This window comes from Promicromonospora sp. NPDC060271 (genome assembly GCF_042726755.1).
GTDB lineage: Bacteria > Actinomycetota > Actinomycetes > Actinomycetales > Cellulomonadaceae > Promicromonospora.
This window is the reverse complement of the sequence record NZ_JBHXBG010000101.1, coordinates 1-20,720: the sequence shown is the minus strand read 5'-3', so window position 1 is coordinate 20,720 and position 20,720 is coordinate 1. Positions and strand designations below refer to the sequence as shown.

The 20,720-nt window shown below is 71.1% G+C and carries 15 protein-coding genes; 7 read left to right on the top strand and 8 right to left on the bottom strand.

The window, feature by feature from the left end:
• Positions 1–57: 57 nt before the first annotated feature.
• Together ACFWE2_RS16185 and ACFWE2_RS16180 are read right to left on the bottom strand one after the other, a co-directional pair.
• Complete coding sequence (locus tag ACFWE2_RS16185) at positions 58–822, bottom strand: GPP34 family phosphoprotein (RefSeq protein WP_377225239.1); 765 nt, start codon at positions 820–822, stop codon at positions 58–60.
• 267 nt (positions 823–1,089) lie between these two features.
• Positions 1,090–2,349: a PhoH family protein gene (locus ACFWE2_RS16180; protein ID WP_377225240.1), complete on the bottom strand. Its 1,260-nt coding sequence runs from the start codon at positions 2,347–2,349 to the stop codon at positions 1,090–1,092.
• A gap of 505 nt (positions 2,350–2,854) precedes the next feature.
• On the opposite strand from ACFWE2_RS16180, the gene ACFWE2_RS16175 reads away from it, so the two are divergent.
• Together ACFWE2_RS16175 and nhaA are read left to right on the top strand one after the other, a co-directional pair.
• A complete protein-coding gene (locus ACFWE2_RS16175; protein WP_377225238.1) occupies positions 2,855–3,418 on the top strand; it encodes a DUF1697 domain-containing protein in 564 nt (187 codons plus the stop codon).
• Positions 3,419–3,510: 92 nt separating this feature from the next.
• Positions 3,511–4,803 (top strand): Na+/H+ antiporter NhaA, encoded by a 1,293-nt coding sequence (gene nhaA, locus ACFWE2_RS16170; RefSeq protein ID WP_377225237.1) that lies wholly within the window; start codon positions 3,511–3,513, stop codon positions 4,801–4,803.
• A 22-nt stretch (positions 4,804–4,825) separates the two neighbouring features.
• Here the strand turns inward: nhaA and ACFWE2_RS16165 are convergent, their stop codons facing one another.
• The 5 genes from ACFWE2_RS16165 to ACFWE2_RS16145 form a co-directional block, all read right to left on the bottom strand.
• Positions 4,826–6,085 carry an acetyl-CoA C-acyltransferase gene (locus tag ACFWE2_RS16165; RefSeq protein WP_377225236.1) on the bottom strand — a complete coding sequence of 420 codons (1,260 nt, stop codon included), beginning with the start codon at positions 6,083–6,085 and terminating at the stop codon, positions 4,826–4,828.
• Between the two features lie 60 nt (positions 6,086–6,145).
• On the bottom strand, positions 6,146–6,796 hold the full coding sequence (locus ACFWE2_RS16160; protein WP_377225235.1) for a CoA transferase subunit B: 651 nt from the start codon (positions 6,794–6,796) through the stop codon (positions 6,146–6,148).
• Between the two features lie 3 nt (positions 6,797–6,799).
• Positions 6,800–7,621, bottom strand: a complete 822-nt coding sequence (locus tag ACFWE2_RS16155; RefSeq protein WP_377225234.1) for a CoA transferase subunit A — start codon at positions 7,619–7,621, stop codon at positions 6,800–6,802.
• A gap of 61 nt (positions 7,622–7,682) precedes the next feature.
• A complete protein-coding gene (locus ACFWE2_RS16150) occupies positions 7,683–8,462 on the bottom strand; it encodes a 3-hydroxybutyrate dehydrogenase (RefSeq protein WP_377225233.1) in 780 nt (259 codons plus the stop codon).
• Entirely contained in the window at positions 8,459–9,823 is a 1,365-nt protein-coding gene (locus ACFWE2_RS16145; protein WP_377225232.1) for an MFS transporter, read from the bottom strand. Before ACFWE2_RS16145 ends, ACFWE2_RS16150 begins: the two co-directional genes overlap by 4 nt.
• A gap of 163 nt (positions 9,824–9,986) precedes the next feature.
• Here ACFWE2_RS16145 and ACFWE2_RS16140 point away from each other — a divergent pair, with 163 nt between their 5' ends.
• A complete protein-coding gene (locus ACFWE2_RS16140; RefSeq protein WP_377225231.1) occupies positions 9,987–10,904 on the top strand; it encodes a LysR family transcriptional regulator in 918 nt (305 codons plus the stop codon).
• A gap of 55 nt (positions 10,905–10,959) precedes the next feature.
• Here the strand turns inward: ACFWE2_RS16140 and ACFWE2_RS16135 are convergent, their stop codons facing one another.
• The gene (locus ACFWE2_RS16135; protein WP_377225230.1) at positions 10,960–12,492 is read right to left on the bottom strand and encodes a helix-turn-helix domain-containing protein; all 1,533 of its coding nucleotides are present in this window, start codon (positions 12,490–12,492) and stop codon (positions 10,960–10,962) included.
• Positions 12,493–12,646: 154 nt separating this feature from the next.
• Between ACFWE2_RS16135 and aceA the strand changes: the two genes are divergently transcribed.
• The 4 genes from aceA to ACFWE2_RS16115 all read left to right on the top strand — a co-directional run bounded on the left by aceA (position 12,647) and on the right by ACFWE2_RS16115 (position 20,587).
• Positions 12,647–13,996: an isocitrate lyase gene (gene aceA, locus ACFWE2_RS16130; RefSeq protein ID WP_357505579.1), complete on the top strand. Its 1,350-nt coding sequence runs from the start codon at positions 12,647–12,649 to the stop codon at positions 13,994–13,996.
• Positions 13,996–15,861 carry a malate synthase A gene (gene aceB / locus ACFWE2_RS16125; protein ID WP_377225229.1) on the top strand — a complete coding sequence of 622 codons (1,866 nt, stop codon included), beginning with the start codon at positions 13,996–13,998 and terminating at the stop codon, positions 15,859–15,861. The genes aceA and aceB overlap by 1 nt, the downstream gene beginning before the upstream one ends.
• A gap of 230 nt (positions 15,862–16,091) precedes the next feature.
• On the top strand, positions 16,092–17,744 hold the full coding sequence (locus ACFWE2_RS16120) for a PHP domain-containing protein (RefSeq protein WP_377225228.1): 1,653 nt from the start codon (positions 16,092–16,094) through the stop codon (positions 17,742–17,744).
• A gap of 140 nt (positions 17,745–17,884) precedes the next feature.
• Complete coding sequence (locus tag ACFWE2_RS16115; protein WP_377225227.1) at positions 17,885–20,587, top strand: S8 family serine peptidase; 2,703 nt, start codon at positions 17,885–17,887, stop codon at positions 20,585–20,587.
• Positions 20,588–20,720: the final 133 nt, after the last annotated feature.

Below are 20,720 nucleotides of genomic sequence, written 5' to 3'. Positions count from 1 at the left end.
CGGTGACACCGTGCGGAAGCAGGACAGGCGCTCTACTTCGCGGTTTCGAGCCTGAGGTCAGGCAACCGGTGCTTCGACGGACTCGGCGGCCGGCGCGGCCGCCTCGGCGGGCTTGTCGGCCTCGTTCAGGAGGATGAACGCCGCTGCGGCGACACCGACCGTTGCGACGGTGGCGACGGTGGCCGCGATGGCGACCTGGGTCGCGACGGTCGCGACGCCCCACTCGCTGCCGGCGATCTCCTCGGCGCGGTCCTGGGCGGCCTTGCGCTGCTCCTTGCCGACCACGCCGCCGATCAGGCCGGAGCCGTGCAGCAGGGAGATCAGGGTGGCGGTCCGCTCGTCGGGCTCAGCGCCCTCGACGAGAACCTTCGTGAGGTTGGCGCGCAGCGCGGTCTCGTGGCTCGAGTCGGCGGCCGGCCAGCGGGTGATCGGGAGCATGCGGAAGAGCTTGGTCTCCTCCTTCTCGAGGACCCCGCGCTCGACGAGCGCGGCCAGGAGGTTCTCCTCCGCGTTGGCGGAGATGGCCTCGACGATCTTCCGCGCGGGCGCGTCAGGCGCGTCGAGCGCGGCCTGCAGGGCGGCGTCGAGGGCCACGTGGCCGGTGGGCGAGTTGTCGGTCACGAGGATCGTGGCGTCCCCGGCCTTCTCGCGCTCCTCCTTGGTCGCGCCGGCCTCCGGCGCACCGCGCATGAGGGTCTTGTTCGCGGCGGCGAGGTCCGCGAGGAGCGCGCCGGCGAGGCGAACACCCAGGTTGTCGACGTTGGCGGTCTTGCCCGTCTCGTCGTCGACGGCGAGCAGCAGGAAGTCTTCGGCAATCAGCATGGCCCCGATGCTATATCCGACAAGCGAGACAACGCCCGTATTGAGACGGCGACCCCGGGAACGGGCTGCAACTGGTCGCCAAGACCCTTTGGTTAGCCTTACCTAAGTCTGCTACTGTCGCTCATGCACTCGAAGAGGCGTACCGCCGGACTGCGGGGCTGGGGGGTTCCGTCCGGCGGCACGCCACTTCCGTGCCAGGAGTTACGAACAGTCAGACGCTCAGGTCACTTCGGTGACCTGAGCGTCTGACGTCGTGCGGCGGGCGGGTCAGACCTCCAGCCGCTCCAGCATGTCGGTCACCAGCGCCGCCACCGGCGAGCGCTCGGACCGGGTGAGGGTCACGTGTGCGAAGAGCGGGTGGCCCTTGAGCGCCTCGATGACCGCAGCGACGCCGTCGTGCCGCCCCACCCGCAGGTTGTCCCGCTGCGCGACGTCGTGGGTGAGCACCACGCGCGAGCCCTGGCCGATCCGCGAGAGCACCGTGAGCAGGACGTTCCGCTCGAGCGACTGCGCCTCGTCCACGATGACGAACGCGTCGTGCAGGGACCGCCCGCGGATGTGCGTGAGCGGCAGCACCTCGAGCATGTCGCGCTCGATGACCTCCTCCACCACCGCAGGCGAGACCAGCGCCCCGAGCGTGTCGAAGACGGCCTGCGCCCACGGGTTCATCTTCTCGGACTCGTTGCCGGGCAGGTAGCCCAGCTCCTGCCCGCCCACCGCGTAGAGCGGCCGGAACACGACCACCTTGCGGTGCTGCTGCCGCTCCAGCACGGACTCCAGGCCGGCGCACAGGGCGAGCGCCGACTTGCCCGTGCCGGCCCGGCCGCCGAGCGAGACGATCCCGATGTCCGGGTCGAGCAGCAGGTCGATGGCCACGCGCTGCTCCGCGGAGCGCCCGTGGACCCCGAACACCTCCTGGTCACCGCGGACCAGCCGCACCCGCTTGTCCGCCGTCACGCGGCCGAGAGCGGAACCCCCTGGCGAGTGCACCACCATCCCCGTGTGCACGAGCAGCGGCGAGACCGCCTCGACCGTCGCGGGGTCGAGCGACGCGATCTCGACCGAGCTGTCCTCCCAGAGGGATCCCATCTGCTCGTCGGACAGGTCGATCTCGCGCATCCCGGTCCAGCCCGAGTCCACCGCGAGCTCAGCCTTGTACTCCTCGGCCTGCAGGCCGACCGAGGACGCCTTGACCCGCATCGGCAGGTCCTTGGAGACCACCGTGACACTGTTGCCCTCGGCCGCGAGGTTCGCGGCCACCGCGAGGATCCGGGTGTCGTTGTCGCCCAGCCGGAACCCGGCGGGCAGGACCGTGGGGTCCACGTGGTTGAGCTCCACCCGCAGCGTGCCACCCGCGTCCCCCACCGGGACCGGTGCGTCGAGACGGCCGTGCTGGACGCGCAGCCCGTCCAGCATCCGCAGGGCGCTCCTGGCGAAGTAACCGAGCTCGGCGTGGTGCCGCTTGCCCTCCAGCTCCGTGATCACCACGATCGGGAGTACTACATCGTGCTCCGCGAACCGCAACATCGCCTTGGGATCACTCAACAGCACAGACGTGTCGATGACGAAGGTCCTACGTTCGTCACCCGCCGCGCCGGGAGCGGCGTCGGCACTCTGGTCGGACGGACGGGTGGTGTGTGCGGATTGGCTCACTGCGGTTCTCCCTCCGGCGCCGAAACGCCGTGACAGCCTCGTCGCTACCTGGCGGGTACCGCCTGTCGGCGGAACCGACCCGGACGAACCGGGGCTGGTGGATGGGCCGGATGACCGACTCGGTGCGCCGCGTCGTGGCACAGAGCCGGGACCGGCCCTTCTCCACGGAGCGAGCACTCCATAGGTTGGCCTCCCGAAGGGGCGACTGGGTGCCGTCCCTGAGATGGAAACTACGCGTACTGCCATCCCATGACCAGACTCATCCCCCGGCGGGTCGCAAGTTGTCACGAACTGTTCACATGTTGGTAATAACTTGACGGTCGCCCCAAGGAATCGCAAAACTCGCTGGAAGGCTCGCCGAAGCGTCAGGATGGGACGCATGGATTCCTTCGCCGTCCTGCTCCGCGCGGTCAACGTCGGACCCGGCCTGCGCGTCACGTCCGCCGACCTGATCGGCGCGGCCGCCGACGCCGGCCTCGGAGCGGCCCGCACCCTCCTCAACAGCGGCAACCTCGTGGTCACGCCGGGCACGTCCGGTGCGTCCACGTCAGCCGACGTCGCACACCTGGTGCAACGCTGCCTCGCCGAGCGGATCGGTCAGGACGTGTCAGTGGTCGCCCTGAGTGCCGGGCAGCTCGAGGCGATAGCCCGGGCCAACCCCTTCGCCGCCGCCGCGCGGGAGCATCCGGCGCAGCTCCAGGTGCACGTCCCGTTCGGTGACCTGGACGAGGCGGGTATCGCCCGGCTCGACCTGGCCAATGCCGGTCGCGAGCTGCTCGCGACCGGTGCGGGGGTCCTGTACGTGCACTACGTGGACGGCATCGGCCGGTCGAAGCTCACGTCGAAGGCCGTCGACCAGGCAGCCGGCACGCCGACCACCGCCCGGAACTGGAACACCATCACCAAGCTGCGCACAGCCTGCGCGGAACTCACCTCCGAGTAGGGTGAAGCCCAGGGTGTGCCGGGAAGTCTGGTCGGCGTGGACCGGGTCGACCGGTCCTGCTCCGACGACCCGCAAAGCCGAAAGGACCCGCGTTGAGCTCTGACGCCGTCGCCCGCACCCGAGTCCAGCGTCTCCGGACCTGGGCCTCCCGTGAGACCACCGGCGGTGCGCTCCTGATCGGGGCCGCGTTCCTCGCCCTGCTCTGGGCGAACTCCCCCTGGCGGGACGCCTACCAGACGCTGTCCGCCACGGTGGTCGGTCCGGCCGCGATCGGACCGCTGCCGGTCCATCTGGACCTGTCCCTCAGCACCTGGGCGGCGGACGGCCTGCTCGCGATCTTCTTCTTCGTGGTCGGCGTGGAGCTGAAGCAGGAGTTCGTCGCAGGCAGCCTCCGCAACCCGAAGGAGGCGGGCGTCCCGATGATCGCGGCGGTCGGCGGCATGGCCGTCCCCGCCCTGATCTACGTCGCCGTCGTCCTGAGCCTCGGTCATCCTGGCGCCCTGCACGGCTGGGCCATCCCCACGGCCACGGACATCGCGTTCGCAGTGGGCGTGCTCGCGATCTTCGGCCGCGGGCTGCCGACGGCGATCCGAACCTTCCTGCTGACGCTCGCCGTCGTGGACGACCTGCTCGCGATCGTCGTCATCGCGATCTTCTACACCAGCGAGATCCACTGGCTCCCCCTGCTCGGCACGCTCGCCTGCGTCGCGCTCTTCCTGTGGCACGTCCGGTCGCGCAAGCCGCGGTGGTTCATGCTGCTGCCGCTCGCCGCGGTCGCGTGGGCGCTGATGCACGCGTCCGGCGTCCACGCGACCATCTCGGGTGTGCTGCTCGGCTTCACCGTGCCGGCACTCGCCGTGCACGGCGAGGCGACGTCGCGCACCGCCCGGTACGAGCACCGGCTCAAGCCGCTCTCCTCAGGCATCGCGCTGCCCGTGTTCGCCTTCTTCGCCGCGGGCGTCTCGCTGGTCGACGGGGACGGGCCGGGCGCCGTGATCGGCCAGCCGGTGGTCGCCGCGATAGCCGCCGGCCTGGTGCTGGGCAAGCTCCTCGGCGTGCTCGGGACGACGGCCGTGATCACGCGGATCACCCCGCTGCGCCTGCCCGACGGCATCGGCGTGCGCGACCTGCTGCCCGTCGGGCTCCTGGCCGGCATCGGGTTCACCGTGTCGCTGCTGATCAGCGAGCTGTCCTTCGGGGACTCCGAGCACACCGACGGGGCGAAGATCGCGATCCTCGGCGCCTCGGTGCTCGCGGCGATCCTCGGCGCCGTCTCCCTGCGCTGGGACGCCCGCCGGGCCCGCACCGCCGACATGAACCTCGACGGCCGGCCCGACGAGGTCCGCAGCTACATCGGCGACACCAGGGACCGCGAGTCCCACTGACCCGCTGGTCGTTCCCCGACGGTCACAGCTCCAGGAGGAGCGCCTCGCCCTGGCCTCCGCCACCGCACAGGCCGACGGCGGCCCGTCCGCCCCCGCGCCGCGCGAGCTCGTGCGCCGCGTGCACCGCTATCCGGGCCCCGGACGCCCCGACGGGGTGGCCCAGCGCTATCCCGCCGCCGTGCACGTTGACGCGGTCCAGCGGAACACCCAGCGCCTTCGCCGAGACCCCGACCACCACGGCGAACGCCTCGTTGATCTCGACGACGTCGAGGTCCTCGGCCGTCCAGCCCTCGCGCTCCAGCGCCTGGGCGATCGCCCGGGCCGGCTGGGAGTGCAGGGAGTTGTCCGGGCCCGCCACCTGGCCGTGCGCGCGAACCGTCGCGAGCACCGGCACGCCCGCCGCCTCCGCGCGGCCGCGGGTGGTGAGCACGAGCGCCGAGGCGCCGTCGGAGATCTGCGACGAGTTGCCCGCCGTGAGCGTTCCCTCGCCCGCGAACGCGGGGCGCAGCTTCGCCAGCGACTCGGGGGTGGTGTCGGGCCGGACGCCCTCGTCGGTGCGCACCTCGACCGGCTCACCGCGGCGCTGCGGCACCGAGACCGGCGCGAGCTCCGCCTCGAAGACCCCGTCCTTCCAGGCCGCCGCGGCCCGCTGGTGCGAGGCCGCGGCGATCACGTCCTGCTCCTCGCGGGACACGAAGACGTCCCCGGTGTTGTGGTCCTCGGTCGAGATGCCCATGGAGACGCCGTCGAACGCGTCGGTCAGGGCGTCGTGCGCCACGGAGTCCAGCAGCTCGGCCGGGCCGTAGCCGAACCCGAACCGCGAGCCGGGCAGCAGGTGCGGGGCGTTCGTCATCGACTCCTGCCCGCCCACCAGCACCACTGCCGCCTCGCCGGTCCGCAGCAGCCGCGCGCCGTCGATGATCGCCGTCAGCCCCGAGAGGCACACCTTGTTGACGGTGACCGCCTGGACGTCCCAGGAGACGCCCGCTGCGACCGCCGTCTGCCGGGCCGGGTTCTGCCCGGCACCCGCCTGGATCACCTGGCCGAAGATCACCTTGTCGACGTCGGCGGCGAGCGCGCCGGCGCCCTCGAGCGCACGCCGCGCGGCGACCGCGCCGAGCTCGACCGCGCTGAGCGTGGCCAGCGAGCCCTTCAGCCGCCCCTGCGGCGTCCGCGCCGCCGAGACGATCACTACATCGTCGGCACCGTTCTTGTCGGTGCTGTTCTCCGCACCCGGGGCCGCGCTCGTGGCGCTTGCCGGAGTGTTGATCGGGTCAGTCATGAGACCTCCTTTGGCCGTCGTTCTTCAGCGTATCGCCCGGTGCCCTGCACCCCGTAGCGCTCAGACCATCGGCTCGACGAGCTCCACGGTGAGCTCCGGCTCCGTCTTCTCCGCGACCTCGTCGACGGTGACCCCTGGTGCGAGCTCCCGCAGCACCAGCCCGGACGCCGTCACGTCGAGCACGGCCAGGTCGGTGATGATCCGGTTGACCACACCCTTGCCCGTCAGCGGCAGCGAGCAGGTGCGCAGGATCTTCGGCGACCCGTCCCGCGCCACGTGCTCCATGAGGACGATGACGCGGCCCGCACCGTGCACCAGGTCCATGGCCCCGCCCATGCCCTTGACCATCTTGCCGGGGACCATCCAGTTGGCCAGGTCACCGGTGGCGGAGACCTGCATGCCGCCGAGGATCGCGGCGTCGATCTTGCCGCCGCGGATCATGCCGAACGACATCGCGGAGTCGAAGATCGACGAGCCCGGCAGGAGCGTCACCGTCTCCTTGCCCGCGTTGATCAGGTCGGGGTCCACCGCGTCCTCGGTCGGGTACGGCCCGACGCCGAGGATCCCGTTCTCGGACTGCAGCACCAGGTGCCGGCCCTCCGGCACGTAGTTGGGCACGAGCGTCGGCAGCCCGATGCCCAGGTTCACGTACATGCCGTCGGTCAGCTCGCGCGCTGCGCGCGCGGCCATCTCCTGTCGGGTCAGTGCCATGGTTCAGGCCCCCTTCGTGTCCGGAGTGGCCGACGACGGCGTGGACACCGTGCGCCGCTCGATCCGCTTCTCGATGTCGGAGCCGACGTGCACCACCCGGTGGACGTAGACCCCTGGCAGGTGCACGGTGTCCGGGTCGATCTCCCCCGGTTCGACGAGCTCCTCGACCTGTGCGATGCACACGCGCCCCGCCATCGCGGCGAGCGGCGAGAAGTTGCGGGCCGACTTGTTGAACACGAGGTTCCCGTGCCGGTCCCCGCGCAGCGCGTGCACCAGCGCGTAGTCGGTGCTGATCGACTCCTCCAGCACGTACTCGGCCTCGTCACCGCTGCCGGTCCGGAACGTGCGCACCTCCTTGGCCGGCGACGCGACGGCGATGCCGCCTGCGCCGTCGTACTTGCGCGGGAGACCGCCGTCCGCCACCTGGGTGCCGACACCCGTACGGGTGAAGAAGGCCGCGATGCCCGCGCCGCCGGCGCGGAGCTTCTCGGCGAGCGTGCCCTGCGGGGTGAGCTCGACCTCGAGCTCCCCGGACAGGAACTGCCGCTCGAACTCCTTGTTCTCCCCCACGTACGAGCTGGTCATCTTCGCGATGCGGTGGGCGTTCAACAGCACGCCGAGCCCCCAGTCGTCGACGCCGCAGTTGTTGCTCACCACGGACAGGCCGGCGGTGCCCTGCGCGAGCAGGGCCTCGATCAGCGCGATCGGGTTGCCGCACAGGCCGAACCCGCCCACGGCGAGCGACGCACCGTCCGGTATGTCTGCGACCGCCTCGGCCGCGCTCGCGACCACCTTGTCGAACCCCGTGCTACCCACTTCAGTCATCGTCGACTCCTCCATCGGGCCAGTGCCGGCAGGTCGTGCCATGAGCCAGTGTCACACCCGGTCAGCGTGCGCTCCATCCGCCGTCGATGGTCCACGACGCACCGGACACCATGGCGGCCTCCGGGCCCGTGAGCCACCCGACCAGCGCGGCCACCTCCTCGGGTTCCACCAGCCGTTTCACCGCGGCCTGCTCAAGCATGACCTTCGCAAGCACCTCCGACTCGGGGATGCCGTGCGCCTTCGCCTGCTGGGCGACCTGCTTCTCGATGAGCGGCGTGCGGACGTAGCCGGGGTTCACGCAGACGCTCGTGACCCCGTGCTCGCCGCCCTCCAGCGCCGTCACCTTCGACAGCCCTTCGAGCCCGTGCTTGGCCGCCACGTACGCCGCCTTGTACGGCGACGCGACCAGCCCGTGCACCGACGAGATGTTGACGACCCGGCCCCATCCCCGTTCGTACATGCCGGGCAGCGCGGCCCGGACCAGCAGGAACGGGGCTTCCAGCATGATCCGCTGGACCAGCCGGAAGTCGTCGGGCGCGAAGTCCGCGATGGCGCTGACCCGCTGGATGCCCGCGTTGTTCACGAGGACGTCCGTCTCCAGACGAAGGGAGTCGAGCGCCCGGGTGTCGGACAGGTCCACCACCCAGGCCTCGCCGCCGACCTCCTCGGCGAGCGCCTTGGCGCCGTCGCCGTCGACGTCCGCGACGGTCACGTGCGCGCCCCGGGCCGCGAGCTCCCGGGCGCACGCCGCGCCGATGCCGCTCGCGCCGCCGGTCACCAGGGCACGACGCCCGGCCAGCGTGGGGCTCGGGACGGTGGGGCTCGGGGCGCCGGAGCTCAAGACCGGCCCTCCGCGAGCGCCCGTTCGCGTGCCTGGTCCTCGGCGTCGAGGGCATGTAGCGACGAGCCCTTGGTCTCGCGCAGCGCGAGCGCGGCCACCAGCGTGATCGCGGCCGCTACCAGCATGTACACGGCGGTGGGCCACCAGGAGCCGGTGTTCTTGAGCCAGGTGGTGGCGAGGATCGGGGCGAGGGAGCCGGCCACGATCGAGGTGACCTGGTAGCTGATGGAGACCCCCGAGTACCGCATCCGGGTGGGGAACATCTCCGACATGATGGCGGGCTGCACCGCGTACATCATGGCGTGGAAGAGCAGCCCGGCCATGAGGACGGCGAGGATCACCCACGTGTTCCGGGTGTCCATCGCGGGGAACGCGAACCAGCACCAGGTGGCGCCGAGGACCGCGCCGGCGATGTACAGGGGCCTGCGGCCGACGCTGTCCGCGAGGCGCCCCACGGCGAGGATCACCACGAAATGGAACGCGTGCGCCGCCGCGACGACGCCGAGGATGCGCGTGGTGTCCATGCCGAGCGCGGTGCCGAGATAGACGATCGAGAAGCTCACCACGAGGTAGTAGAGGATGTTCTCCGCGAACCGCAGCCCCATGCCGGTGAGCACGCCGCGCGGATAGCGCCGGATCACCTCGAGGACGCCGTAACCCTTGGCGCCCTCGTCGATCTCGGCCTTCGCCTCCTCGTAGATGGGCGCGTCCGAGACCCTTGTGCGCACGTAGTAGCCGATGACGATGACCACGGCGGAGAGCCAGAACGCGACGCGCCAGCCCCAGGAGAGGAACGCGGCGTCACTGAGCGTTGCGGACATCGTGTAGAGCACGACGGTGGCGAGCAGGTTGCCCGCCGGCACCCCCGCCTGCGGCCACGCGGTCCAGCGCGCCCGCTCGTCGTCCCGGCTGTGCTCCGCCACGAGCAGGACGGCGCCGCCCCACTCGCCGCCGAGCGCGACGCCCTGCACGAAGCGCAGGATCACCAGGAGCGCCGGCGCGAGAAAGCCGACCTGCTGGAACGTGGGCAAGCAGCCCATCAGCACGGTGGCGACGCCGATGAGCAGGATCGTGAACTGGAGGGTGTGCTTGCGGCCCAGCTTGTCGCCGATGTGGCCGAAGATCACGCCGCCGAGCGGCCGGGCGAGGAAGCCGACCGCGTAGGTGACGAAGGCCGCGATGATCGCGTCGTACTCGTTGCCCGTCTCGGGCATGAGGACCTTGTTGAACACGAGCGCCGAGGCGGTCGCGTAGAGGAAGAAGTCGTACCACTCGACGACGGTGCCGGCCATCGAGGCGGCGACGATGCGCCTGATCAGCGACCGGTCGTCCGGTACGCGGGTGCCCTGCTGTGCAGACATGCTGCTCCTTGGTGTCGACTCTGACACGGGTACTGGCCGGCCGGTGCGGTCCGCACGGCCTGCCACGTGTGACTCGCCAGAGTTTTCCCGGGAAGCGCTGTGCGGACAATGACGAAGTGGGCAGACCAGGTGTGCACGGATGCACACTTGGTACGGTCGCCGCATGCCAGCCCGCAACGATCCGCCGGCCAGCCAGGTCGCCGACCAGCTCCTCGTGCTGCTGCAGGTGGCGCGCACGGGCCGCTACACGACGGCCGCGCAGGCCCTGGGCGTCAACCACACCACCGTCGCCCGCAACATCACCGCGCTCGAGCGTTCCCTCGGTGGCCGCCTCCTGGTGCGCGGCGCGGACGGCTGGGAGCTCACCTCGCTCGGCCGCCGGGCCGCACGCGCAGGCGAGGCGGTGTCGGACGCCGTCGACCGGCTCGTGGCCGGCGACACCGAGGCCGACCCCGTCACCGGCGTCGTGCGGATGACGGCGACCGACGGGTTCAGCGCCTACATCGCCTCCCCCGCGATCGCCAGGCTGCGCGGCGAGCACCCCGAGCTGTCCGTCGAGCTCGTCACCGTCACCCGCGTGGCGACCCACCATCGTTCGGGCGTCGACATCGACGTCGTCGTCGGGGAGCCGAGCGTGCAGCGCGCCAAAGCCGTGTGCCTCGGCGAGTACGTGCTCGGGATGTACGGATCGCGCGACTACCTGGCGCGGCACGGCACACCGGCCACCGTCGACGAGATGTCCGGGCACGGGCTCGTCTACTTCATCGACTCCATGCTCCAGGTCAACCACCTCGACGCACCGCGCCGCCTCGTTCCGGGCATGCAGGACGCCCTGGCCTCGACGAACGTGTTCGTGCACGTCGAGGCCACCCGCGCTGGGGCGGGGCTTGGGTTCCTGCCCTGCTTCATGGCCGACCGGCACGACGACCTCGTCCGGCTCCTGCCCGACGACGTGACCGAGCGGCTGCCCTACTGGGCGGTGGTCCGCAGCGAGTCCTGGCGGCGGCCCGCGGTGGCCGCCGTCGTGCAGGCGCTGCTCGCCGAGATGGCGCGGCAACGGGACCGGATGCTGGGGCAGTGAGCCGCGCTCGGCCCTCCGGAGCGTGCCGCGCTCAGTCCTGGGGAGCGTGCCGCGCTCAGTCCTGGGGAGCGTGCCGCTCCAGGAACCGGTAGACCTCCGTCGTCTCCACCCCCGGGTACGCGCCCGACGGCATCGCCGCCAGCATCGACGCGTGGGGCCGCGCCGAGGGCCAGGCGAAGTCGCCCCACTTCGCGGACAGCTCCTCGGGCGGGCGACGGCAGCACGACTCGTCGGGGCAGCGTGAGGCCGTCCGGACCGTCGCCTCGCGTCCCTCGAACCACTTGACGTCCGCGAACGGCACACCGACCGACACCGAGAACGCGCCGTCCGCCGTGTTCTCGACGCGCGAGGTGCACCAGTAGGTGCCGGACGTCGTGTCGGTGTACTGCGCGTACGGGTTGAACCGGTCCTCGACGTCGAACACGCGCCGCGCCGTCCACTGCTTGCACACGTGCTGCCCCTCCACGGCGCCCAGCGCGTCCGAGGGGAACCGTACGCCGTCGTTCTCGTACGCCTTGTGCAGGATCCCGGACTCGTGGACCTTCATGAAGTGCACGGGGATGCCGAGGTGCCTGGTCGCGAGGTTGGTGAACCGGTGCGCCGCCGTCTCGAACGAGACCCCGAAGGCGTCGCGCAGGTCCTCGATGGCGATGGCGCGCTCGTCCTTCGCGTCACGCAGGAACTTCACGCCCGGCTTCTCCGGGACCATGAGGGCCGCCGCCAGGTAGTTCGCCTCGACACGCTGGCGCAGGAACTCGCCGTAGTCGCCGGGTTCGGTGTGGTCGAGCACGTGTGACGCGAGCGCCTGCAGCAGGGCCGACCGGGTGTTGGAACGGCCGCGAAAGCCCTTGGACGGCAGGTAGAGACGCCGGTTCCGGGTGTCGATCACCGAACGCGTCGAGTGCGGCAGGTCGCTCACGTAGTGCAGCGTGAAGCCCAGGTGGGCGGCGATCTCGGCCGCCATACGCTGCGGCAGCGGGCCCGACGTGTGCCCGACGTCGGCGAGCAGCTCCTTCGCGACCTGCTCCAGCTCGGGCAGGTAGTTGTCCTTGGCGCGCATGTCGTCGCGGAGCTCGGCGTTGGCCCGGCGAGCCTCCTCCGGCGTGGCCGCACGCTCGGTGTGCAGCCGCTCGAGCTCACGGTGCAGCGCCAGGATGGTCGTGAGCGCGTCGTGCGGCAGCGACTTGCCGATCCGCACGCCCTCGATGCCGAGCGATGCGAACAGCGGACCACGCTGCACCCGCTCCAGCTCGATCTCCAGCCCGTCCCGCTCCGACGGCGCCTCGGGCGAGAGCAGGTCGTCGACGCCGACGCCGAGCGCCCTCGCGATGGTCTGCAGCTGCGAGAACTTGGGCTCCCGCTTGCCGTTCTCCAGCGTGCTGACCTGGGACGGCGCCCGGTCGATCGCCGAAGCGAGGTCGTCGAGCGTCATGCCCTTGCTGGTCCGCAGGTGCCGGATGCGCCGTCCGATGGTGAGGGCGTCCGGCTCGGCCTCAGCCTGCCCCACTGCCCGGCCTACGCCGTTCTGTGTGGGAAGCGAAGAAGTGACGTTTCGCGCGGTTCTGCGATGACCGGGGGTAACTGCCATGTCCGAGGGTGACATACGAAGAGCCTTCCGTTCAACAGAAGAACTGAAGTTCTTCTGCTCAGATCTGCTTGTGAAGGGGGTTGCGCAGGGCAGAAGGTCGTAACACGTCACCCGGCAGGCGCGGTGACGACGTTCCACGAGAAGGAGACCCGCCATGAGCGCACCCACCATCGATTCCCCGTCAGAGGCGACTGTGTCCGCGACGACCGCGTCGACTCCCGTGCGCACCGGCGACCAGGTGCAGACCGCTGCCGAGCTGCAGCAGTCCTGGGAGTCCGACCCGCGCTGGGCCGGCATCGAGCGCACCTACACTCCCGAGGACGTCGTCGCGCTGCGCGGCTCGGTCGGCGAGGAGAACACCCTCGCCCGCCGCGGCGCCGAGCGCCTGTGGCGCCAGCTCCACGAGGAGGACTACATCAACGCCCTCGGGGCACTGACCGGAAACCAGGCGGTGCAGCAGGTCAAGGCGGGCCTGCAGGCCATCTACCTGTCCGGCTGGCAGGTCGCGGGCGACGCGAACCTCTCGGGCCAGACCTACCCCGACCAGTCGCTGTACCCGGCCAACTCCGTGCCCGCCGTCGTCCGTCGCATCAACAACGCGCTCCTGCGCGCCGACCAGATCGACGTGTCGGAGAACGGCACCCCCACGCGCGACTGGCTCGCCCCCATCGTGGCCGACGCCGAGGCCGGCTTCGGCGGCCCGCTCAACGCGTACGAGCTGATGAAGTCGATGATCACCTCGGGTGCGGCCGGCGTGCACTGGGAGGACCAGCTCGCCTCGGAGAAGAAGTGCGGCCACCTCGGTGGCAAGGTGCTCGTCCCCACCCAGCAGCACGTGCGCACCCTGAACGCGGCCCGTCTCGCGGCCGACGTCGCCGACGTCCCGTCCATCGTGATCGCCCGGACCGACGCCGAGGCCGCGACCCTGATCACGTCCGACGTCGACGAGCGCGACCTGCCGTTCATCACCGGCGAGCGCACCGCCGAGGGCTTCTACAAGGTGACCAACGGCATCGAGCCGTGCATCGCCCGCGCCAAGGCCTACGCGCCCTACTCCGACCTGATCTGGATGGAGACCGGCACGCCCGACCTCGAGCTCGCCCGCAAGTTCGCCGAGGCCGTCAAGGCCGACTTCCCGGACCAGATGCTGAGCTACAACTGCTCGCCGTCGTTCAACTGGAAGAAGCACCTGGACGACGACACGATCGCGAAGTTCCAGCGCGAGCTGGGCGCGATGGGCTTCAAGTTCCAGTTCATCACCCTGGCCGGCTTCCACGCCCTGAACTACTCGATGTTCGACCTGGCCCACGGTTACGCCCGCGAGCAGATGACCGCGTACGTCGAGCTGCAGGAGAAGGAGTTCGCGGCCGAGTCGCGCGGCTACACCGCCACCAAGCACCAGCGCGAGGTCGGCACCGGCTACTTCGACCGCGTGGCGACGGCGCTGAACCCCGACTCCTCCACCACGGCCCTGGCCGGTTCGACCGAGGCGGCGCAGTTCTGATGACCGCGACCATCGACACGCGCCCGCAGGGCGCCAACCCGTTCGACCCGGACGCCGGTCTCGCCGGGATCGGCACGCCGCCCGCCGCACGGACGGGCTCCACGCCGACGTCGGCCGCCCGCCCGGCCTCCGCACGTCCGTCCGCCACGCCGGCGCGCAGCAGCTCCGCACCGAGCTCGCTGCCGAACGGCGGGGTGGGTGCCTCGCGCACCGGCTCGCGCCGGGGCGTCATCACCGTCACCGGGTCGGTCGGCCCGCGCTACGGCGAGATCCTGAGCCCTGACGCGCTCCAGTTCCTCGCCCTGCTCCACGACCGGTTCGACGCCGCCCGCGACGAGCTGATCGCGCAGCGCCAGCTGCGCCGGCAGGACATCGCCGACGGCAGCGACCCCGACTTCCGGGCCTCGACGCGTCCGTTGCGCGACGACCCGCACTGGCAGGTCGCCGGCTCGCGGAAGGCGCCAGGCCTGGAGGACCGCCGGGTCGAGATCACGGGTCCCACCGACCCGAAGATGACCATCAACGCGCTCAACTCCGGTGCCCGGTGCTGGCTGGCCGACGCCGAGGACGCGTCCAGCCCGACGTGGCCCAACGTGATCGAGGGGCAGCTCGCGCTGCACGACGCCATCCGCGGCACGCTGAGCTTCACCAACGAGGCCGGCAAGGAGTACACGCTGCGGTCCGCCGACATCGTCGACCTCCCGACGATCGTGTTCCGTCCGCGTGGCTGGCACCTCGACGAGGCCCACCTGCGCTACACGGACGCGAACGGCATCACGAGCAGCGCCCTGGGCAGCCTCGTCGACTTCGGGCTCTACTTCTTCCACAACGCCGCCGAGCTGATCGCGCGCGGCCGGGGCCCGTACTTCTACCTGCCCAAGCTGGAGGGGTACCGGGAGGCGCGGCTGTGGAACGAGGTGTTCGAGGTCGCGCAGGACGCCCTGGGCATCCCGCGCGGCACGATCCGCGCCACGGTGCTCATCGAGACGCTGCCCGCTGCGTTCGAGATGGAGGAGATCCTCTACGAGCTGCGTGACCACTGCGCTGGGCTCAACGCCGGCCGCTGGGACTACCTGTTCTCGATCATCAAGTGCTTCCGCACGCGCGGCGACTCGTACGTGCTGCCGGACCGCGCGCAGGTCACCATGACCGCACCGTTCATGCGCGCCTACACCGAGCTGCTCGTCGCCACGTGCCACAAGCGCGGGGCGCACGCGATCGGCGGGATGAGCGCCTTCATCCCGGACCGCCGCAACCCTGAGGTCACCCGGCAGGCGTTCCAGCAGGTCGCGGCGGACAAGAAGCGTGAGGCCGGCGACGGCTTCGACGGCACGTGGGTGGCCCACCCCGACCTGATCCCGGTGGCGGAGGCCGAGTTCGACGCCGTCCTCGGGGACGCGCCGAACCAGGTGTCGCGGCAGCGGCCGGACGTCGTCGTGGGGCAGCACGAGCTCCTCGACATCGCGTCCGCGCGGCGTGCCGGGGCGACCGTGACCTCCGCCGGGCTGCGGTCGAACGTCTCGGTCGCCGTCCGCTACATCGACGCCTGGCTGCGCGGTACCGGAGCCGCGGCGCTCGACAACCTGATGGAGGACGCCGCCACCGCCGAGATCTCCCGGTCCCAGGTGTGGCAGTGGATCGCGTCGGGCACGGTCACCCACGAGGACCAGCTCCCGATCACCCGGGAGCGGGTCGAGACGATCCTGCTCGACGTCGTCGCCTCGCTCCCGCAGGAGCACGGCAGCCGGCTCGACGACGCGGCGGCGATCTTCCGCCGGGTCGCCCTCCAGGACGACTTCCCGGCGTTCCTCACGAACCCGGCCTACCAGGGACACCTGGTGGACTCGCCGGCCGACCAGGTCTAGCTCCACTCCCCGCCCCAAGCTGCCCGACGCCGTGCCGGCCGCCGTCTCTCTCCGCCCCACCACCCCCGGGGCTGCCGGCCCGGCGTCGGGCTCTCCCCTTCGAGGTCTCGGCGTTTCGGGAGCCAGGGACTCGACGCCCGGCCGACAGGCGGCCGACGTATCGCGTTCATCTTCGGGCCTTCCTGCGGCGCGACCCTGTGGCGTCACCAAGAACTGCCGCAGGAGGAACCATGCCCCACCCGTTCCGTACCACCGATCTGCCCGCCTGGGCCGATCCGTCGGTCCCGGCCTCGTCCCTGGACCCGCAAGGAGCCTCCCGCCGCACGTTCCTGCGCCTCGGCATGGTCGGCGGGCTCGCGCTCGCCACCGGCGCGCACGCCGGGACCGCCGTCGCCGCGGGCGGGCACGGGGATCCTCGGCTCGCCTGGCTCGTCGGCGACCACCACGTGCACTCCCGGTACAGCCACGACGCCAAGTACGACTTCGACCAGCTCACCAGGAAGGGCGCCGAGTACGGCCTGGACTGGATGGTCTTCACGGAGCACAGCAACCTCGGCCACCGCGACAAGGGAGCCGCCGCCGAGCACGAGGAGATCATGGCCGCGCGGGCACGCAACCCGCGCCAGCTCATCTTCCAGGGCCTGGAGTGGTACATTCCCGCTGCCGAGCATGGCACGGTGTTCACCGCACCCGGCCGGCACGAGGTCGAGCTGCTGCGCGAGTTCGAGCGGCAGTGGGACGGCAAGCTCAACGGCTGGGCCGCCGACCTGCCCGAGAACGAGCAGCGTGCGGTGGACGCACTGCAATGGCTCGCCGCCCAGAAGGCGAGCGGCTACGTCGACGACGTCCTCGTGCTGGCCAACCACCCGTCCCGGCTCGGCATCGACTCCCCGCACGAGATCCGGGCCTGGCGCGACGCCGCGCGCGGGATCTGCATCGGCATGGAGGGCGCGCCGGGCGCCCAGGGCGACGCGGACCCGGACTGGGTCGCCTTCCGCGGCGCCGCACGGGCCCAGCGGGGCGAGTACAGCAACGCGCCGCGCCCGGACTCCTGGTCCGGCTACCCGGTCGACGCGTACCGCACCTTCGGTGGCTTCGACTGGATGACGGCGACCGTCGGCGGCCTGTGGGACGCGATGCTCGCAGAGGGCACCCTGTTCTCGATCACCTCCAACTCCGACAACCACCGCACCATCTGGGACACCTGGCGCGACGGCGACATGCCGGCCGGCGAGAGCTTCGACTCGCTGGGCTGGAAGCCGTCCCCCGTGGACACCGGGACGCCCCAGCCCGGCAGCGACTTCTGGCCCGGCGAGTTCAGCCGCACCCATGTCGGCGTGACCCGGCACGGCTACCTCGACGTCATGGACGGCCTGCGCCGCGGCCGGGTCTGGGTGGACCACGGACACCTCGTCGACGGGCTCGACGTCCGGCTCGTCGGCGCCCGGGGCCGGAGCAGCACGCTCGGCGGGCGGCTCACCGTGGAGCGCGGGACCGCCGTCGAGCTCATGGTCACGGTGCGCAGCGCACACCGACCCAACCCGCACGGGGTGCTCCCCCGGCTCGCCCACCTGGACGTGATCCGGGGTACCGTCACCGGGCCGGCGACGGACCGCGACAGCTGGCAGGCGCCCGACACGCGCGTCGTCGAGCAGATCGACACGACCGGCCGGTCCGGCACCTATCACCTGCGCATCGCGCTCGGCCGCATCACGCGGTCCTGCTACATCCGGCTGCGCGGCAGCGACGGGAACCGGCACGGCACCGGCTACCTCGGTGCGTCGATCGACCCCGACGGCCCGCTGCCCCACGCCGACAACGACGGCGACCCGTGGGCGGACACCTGGCTCTACACCAACCCGATCCACATCGACGTGCGGTGACACCACGCCGGAAGATCACCCGGCTTGCTCTCCACGTCTTCCCCGCGCGGATGTGCTCCTCTAAAGTCACCCGAGTCTCGCTTTCTTCACATAAGGGCCATCGGGGTAGCAAGCGGTGGCCACCCGAACGGGGAGCACGAATGAATCGCAGCAGGTACCTCGGAGCGCTCGCAGCGCTCGCGCTGGCAGCCGGGGGTGTCACCGCCCAGGGCCTCGCCGCCCAGGGCGCCGTCGAGGGCGCGAGCGCCATCGACCCGATAGCGCCGGTCCACGAGATCCCGGCCTCCGTCGACACGAGCCTGGTCAACGAGACCAAGGGCTCATGGTTCGTCGAGCTGGAGAGCGAGCCGGCGTCGGCGGGCACCGACAGCAAGACCCTCACGGCCGAACGCCAGGAGTTCCGCGCGGCCGCGAAGGACGCCGACGTCGACTACTCGGTCCGGCGCACGTTCCACACCCTGTTCAACGGCTACTCCATCGACATGGACTCGACCCAGCTCGGGCGCCTGCAGCGCACCGAGGGCGTCAAGGCGATCTACCCCATGACGCAGGTCGAGATCCCGGAGACCCTCCCCGGCAACGAGCCGGACATGGCGACGGCGCTCGGTATGACGGGTGCCGACATCGCGCAGAACGAGCTCGGCCTGACGGGCGAGGGCGTGAAGGTCGCCGTCATGGACACGGGCGTCGACGTCGACCACCCGGACCTGGGCGGCCCCGGCTTCCCGAACAGCCGCGTGGTCGCGGGCTACGACCTGGTCGGTGACGACTACGACGCCGGTTCGAGCGACCCGGCCAAGCGGGTCCCGCACCCCGACGCCGTCCCGGACGACTGCCAGGGCCACGGCACCCACGTGGCTGGCATCGTCGGCGCGAACGCCGAGGGCCGGGCCGACGGGATCACGGGCGTGGCGCCCGGCGTCTCCTTCGGGGCGTACCGCGTGTTCGGCTGCGAGGGCTCCACCGACGCCGACGTCATGATCGCGGCCATGGAGCGCGCCCTGGCCGACGACATGGACGTGCTGAACATGTCGATCGGCTCCGCCTACTCCTGGCCGTCGTACCCGACCGCTACCGCGAGCGACCTGCTCGTCGACCAGGGCATGGTCGTCGTCGCCTCGATCGGTAACTCGGGCGCGTCCGGCCTGTACTCGGCGGGTGCGCCAGGCCTCGGCGAGAAGGTCATCGGCGTCGCGTCGTTCGACAACACGCACGTGACCGCGCGCTCCGTCGTCGCGAACCCGTCCGGCACGACGGTGCCCTACCTGGGCCTCGGCGACGTCGCGGACCCGCCCACCGAGGGCACCACCGACCCGCTGGTCGATGCCGGAACCGTCTGCCCGAGCGTAGGCATACCGCTGGAGGCCGACGTCGCGGGCAAGACCGCCCTCATCGCACGCGGTTCGTGCTCCTTCGAGGAGAAGTACGCGACGGCGCACGCCGCGGGTGCGACGGCGGTCGTGATCTACAACTCGAGCCCCGGCCTGTTCTCCGGCGGCGGCGTCGTGGACCGCGACATCCCGGGCATCGGCATCCCGCAGGCCGAGGGCAAGGCCCTCGTCGCCGAGCTCGCCGCCGGCACCGAGGTGACGCTCACGTGGTCGGCCGGCGAGGTGTCCACGCCCAGCCCGACCGGTGGCCTGATCAGCTCGTTCAGCTCGTACGGCCTGTCTCCCGACCTGACCCTCAAGCCGGACATCGGCGCCCCCGGCGGCAACATCAACTCGACCCTGCCGCTGGAGCAGGGCGGGCACGGCGTCAACTCCGGCACGTCGATGGCGTCGCCGCACGTCGCGGGCGCCGTCGCCCTGCTGCTCGAGGCACAGCCGCGCCTGCGCGCCGCGCAGGTCCGGGGCATGCTGCAGAACAGCGCCGACCCGGCCGCGTGGTTCGGGGCCCCGACCGCCGGCTACCTCGACAATGCACACCGGCAGGGTGCGGGCATGCTCGACATCCCCGGCGTCGTCCAGGCCGGCGCCAGCGTGCGGCCCGCGAAGCTCTCGCTCGGCGAGAACACCAGGACCGGAACCATCACCAGGTCGGTGACGGTCCGCAACACGACGAAGAAGACGGGCACCTACACCGTTTCGCACGCCCCGGCGCTCGCGACGTACGGCAACACCTTCGCACCGTCGTTCGCCGACGCGTACGCGGACGTGTCGTTCAGCAGCGAGTCGGTGCGGCTGCGACCGGGCCAGTCCGAGGCGGTCCGCGTGACGATCACCGCACCCGAGGCGACCGACGCCGACCAGCTCATCTACGGCGGGTACGTGGTGGTCACGGCCGGCGACGGCACCGAGTACTCCGTGCCGTACGCCGGCTATGCGGGCGACTACCAGGCCATCGACCCGATCACGCCGGTCATGTCCGGCGGCGAGGTGGTGGCCGACCTGCCGTCGGTCGGGAGCATCACGGCGTGCACCGAGTTCATCAACCTCGACTGCATCGACCCGCAGGGCGACTACGAGCTGAAGCCTGAAGGCGCCGCGTACTCGCTGGGCACCGTGAACGGCCTGCCCGACATCCCGTACACGCTCGTCCACTTCCAGCACCAGGTGGAGAAGCTGCAGGTCACGGTGCTCGACGCCGAGACCCGCCGCCCGGTGGACCGCCGCGGCGCGTTCGCCGTCGACGTGGCGGGCGTCGAGCGCAACCAGACGGCCGGCGGGTTCACCGCCTACGCGTGGGACGGCTCGTACACCACGCTCCGCGGGGTCACCAAGAGTGTGCCCGACGGCGACTACGTGCTCTCCCTCAAGGCCCTCAAGGCCGACGGCGACACCTGGAACCCGGCCCACTGGGAGACCTGGACCTCCCCGACGATCACCATCGACCGCCCATAACAGCCAGGCACCGTTGAGTGCTGGATATTTTCGCGTGTGTTAGTCGTTTCAGCGCAAAAAAACAGCACACAACGTCTTGTTACAGGCCCTAGGACTCCAGGAAACCGAGCCAGACCACGCGGAACCTCGGGTA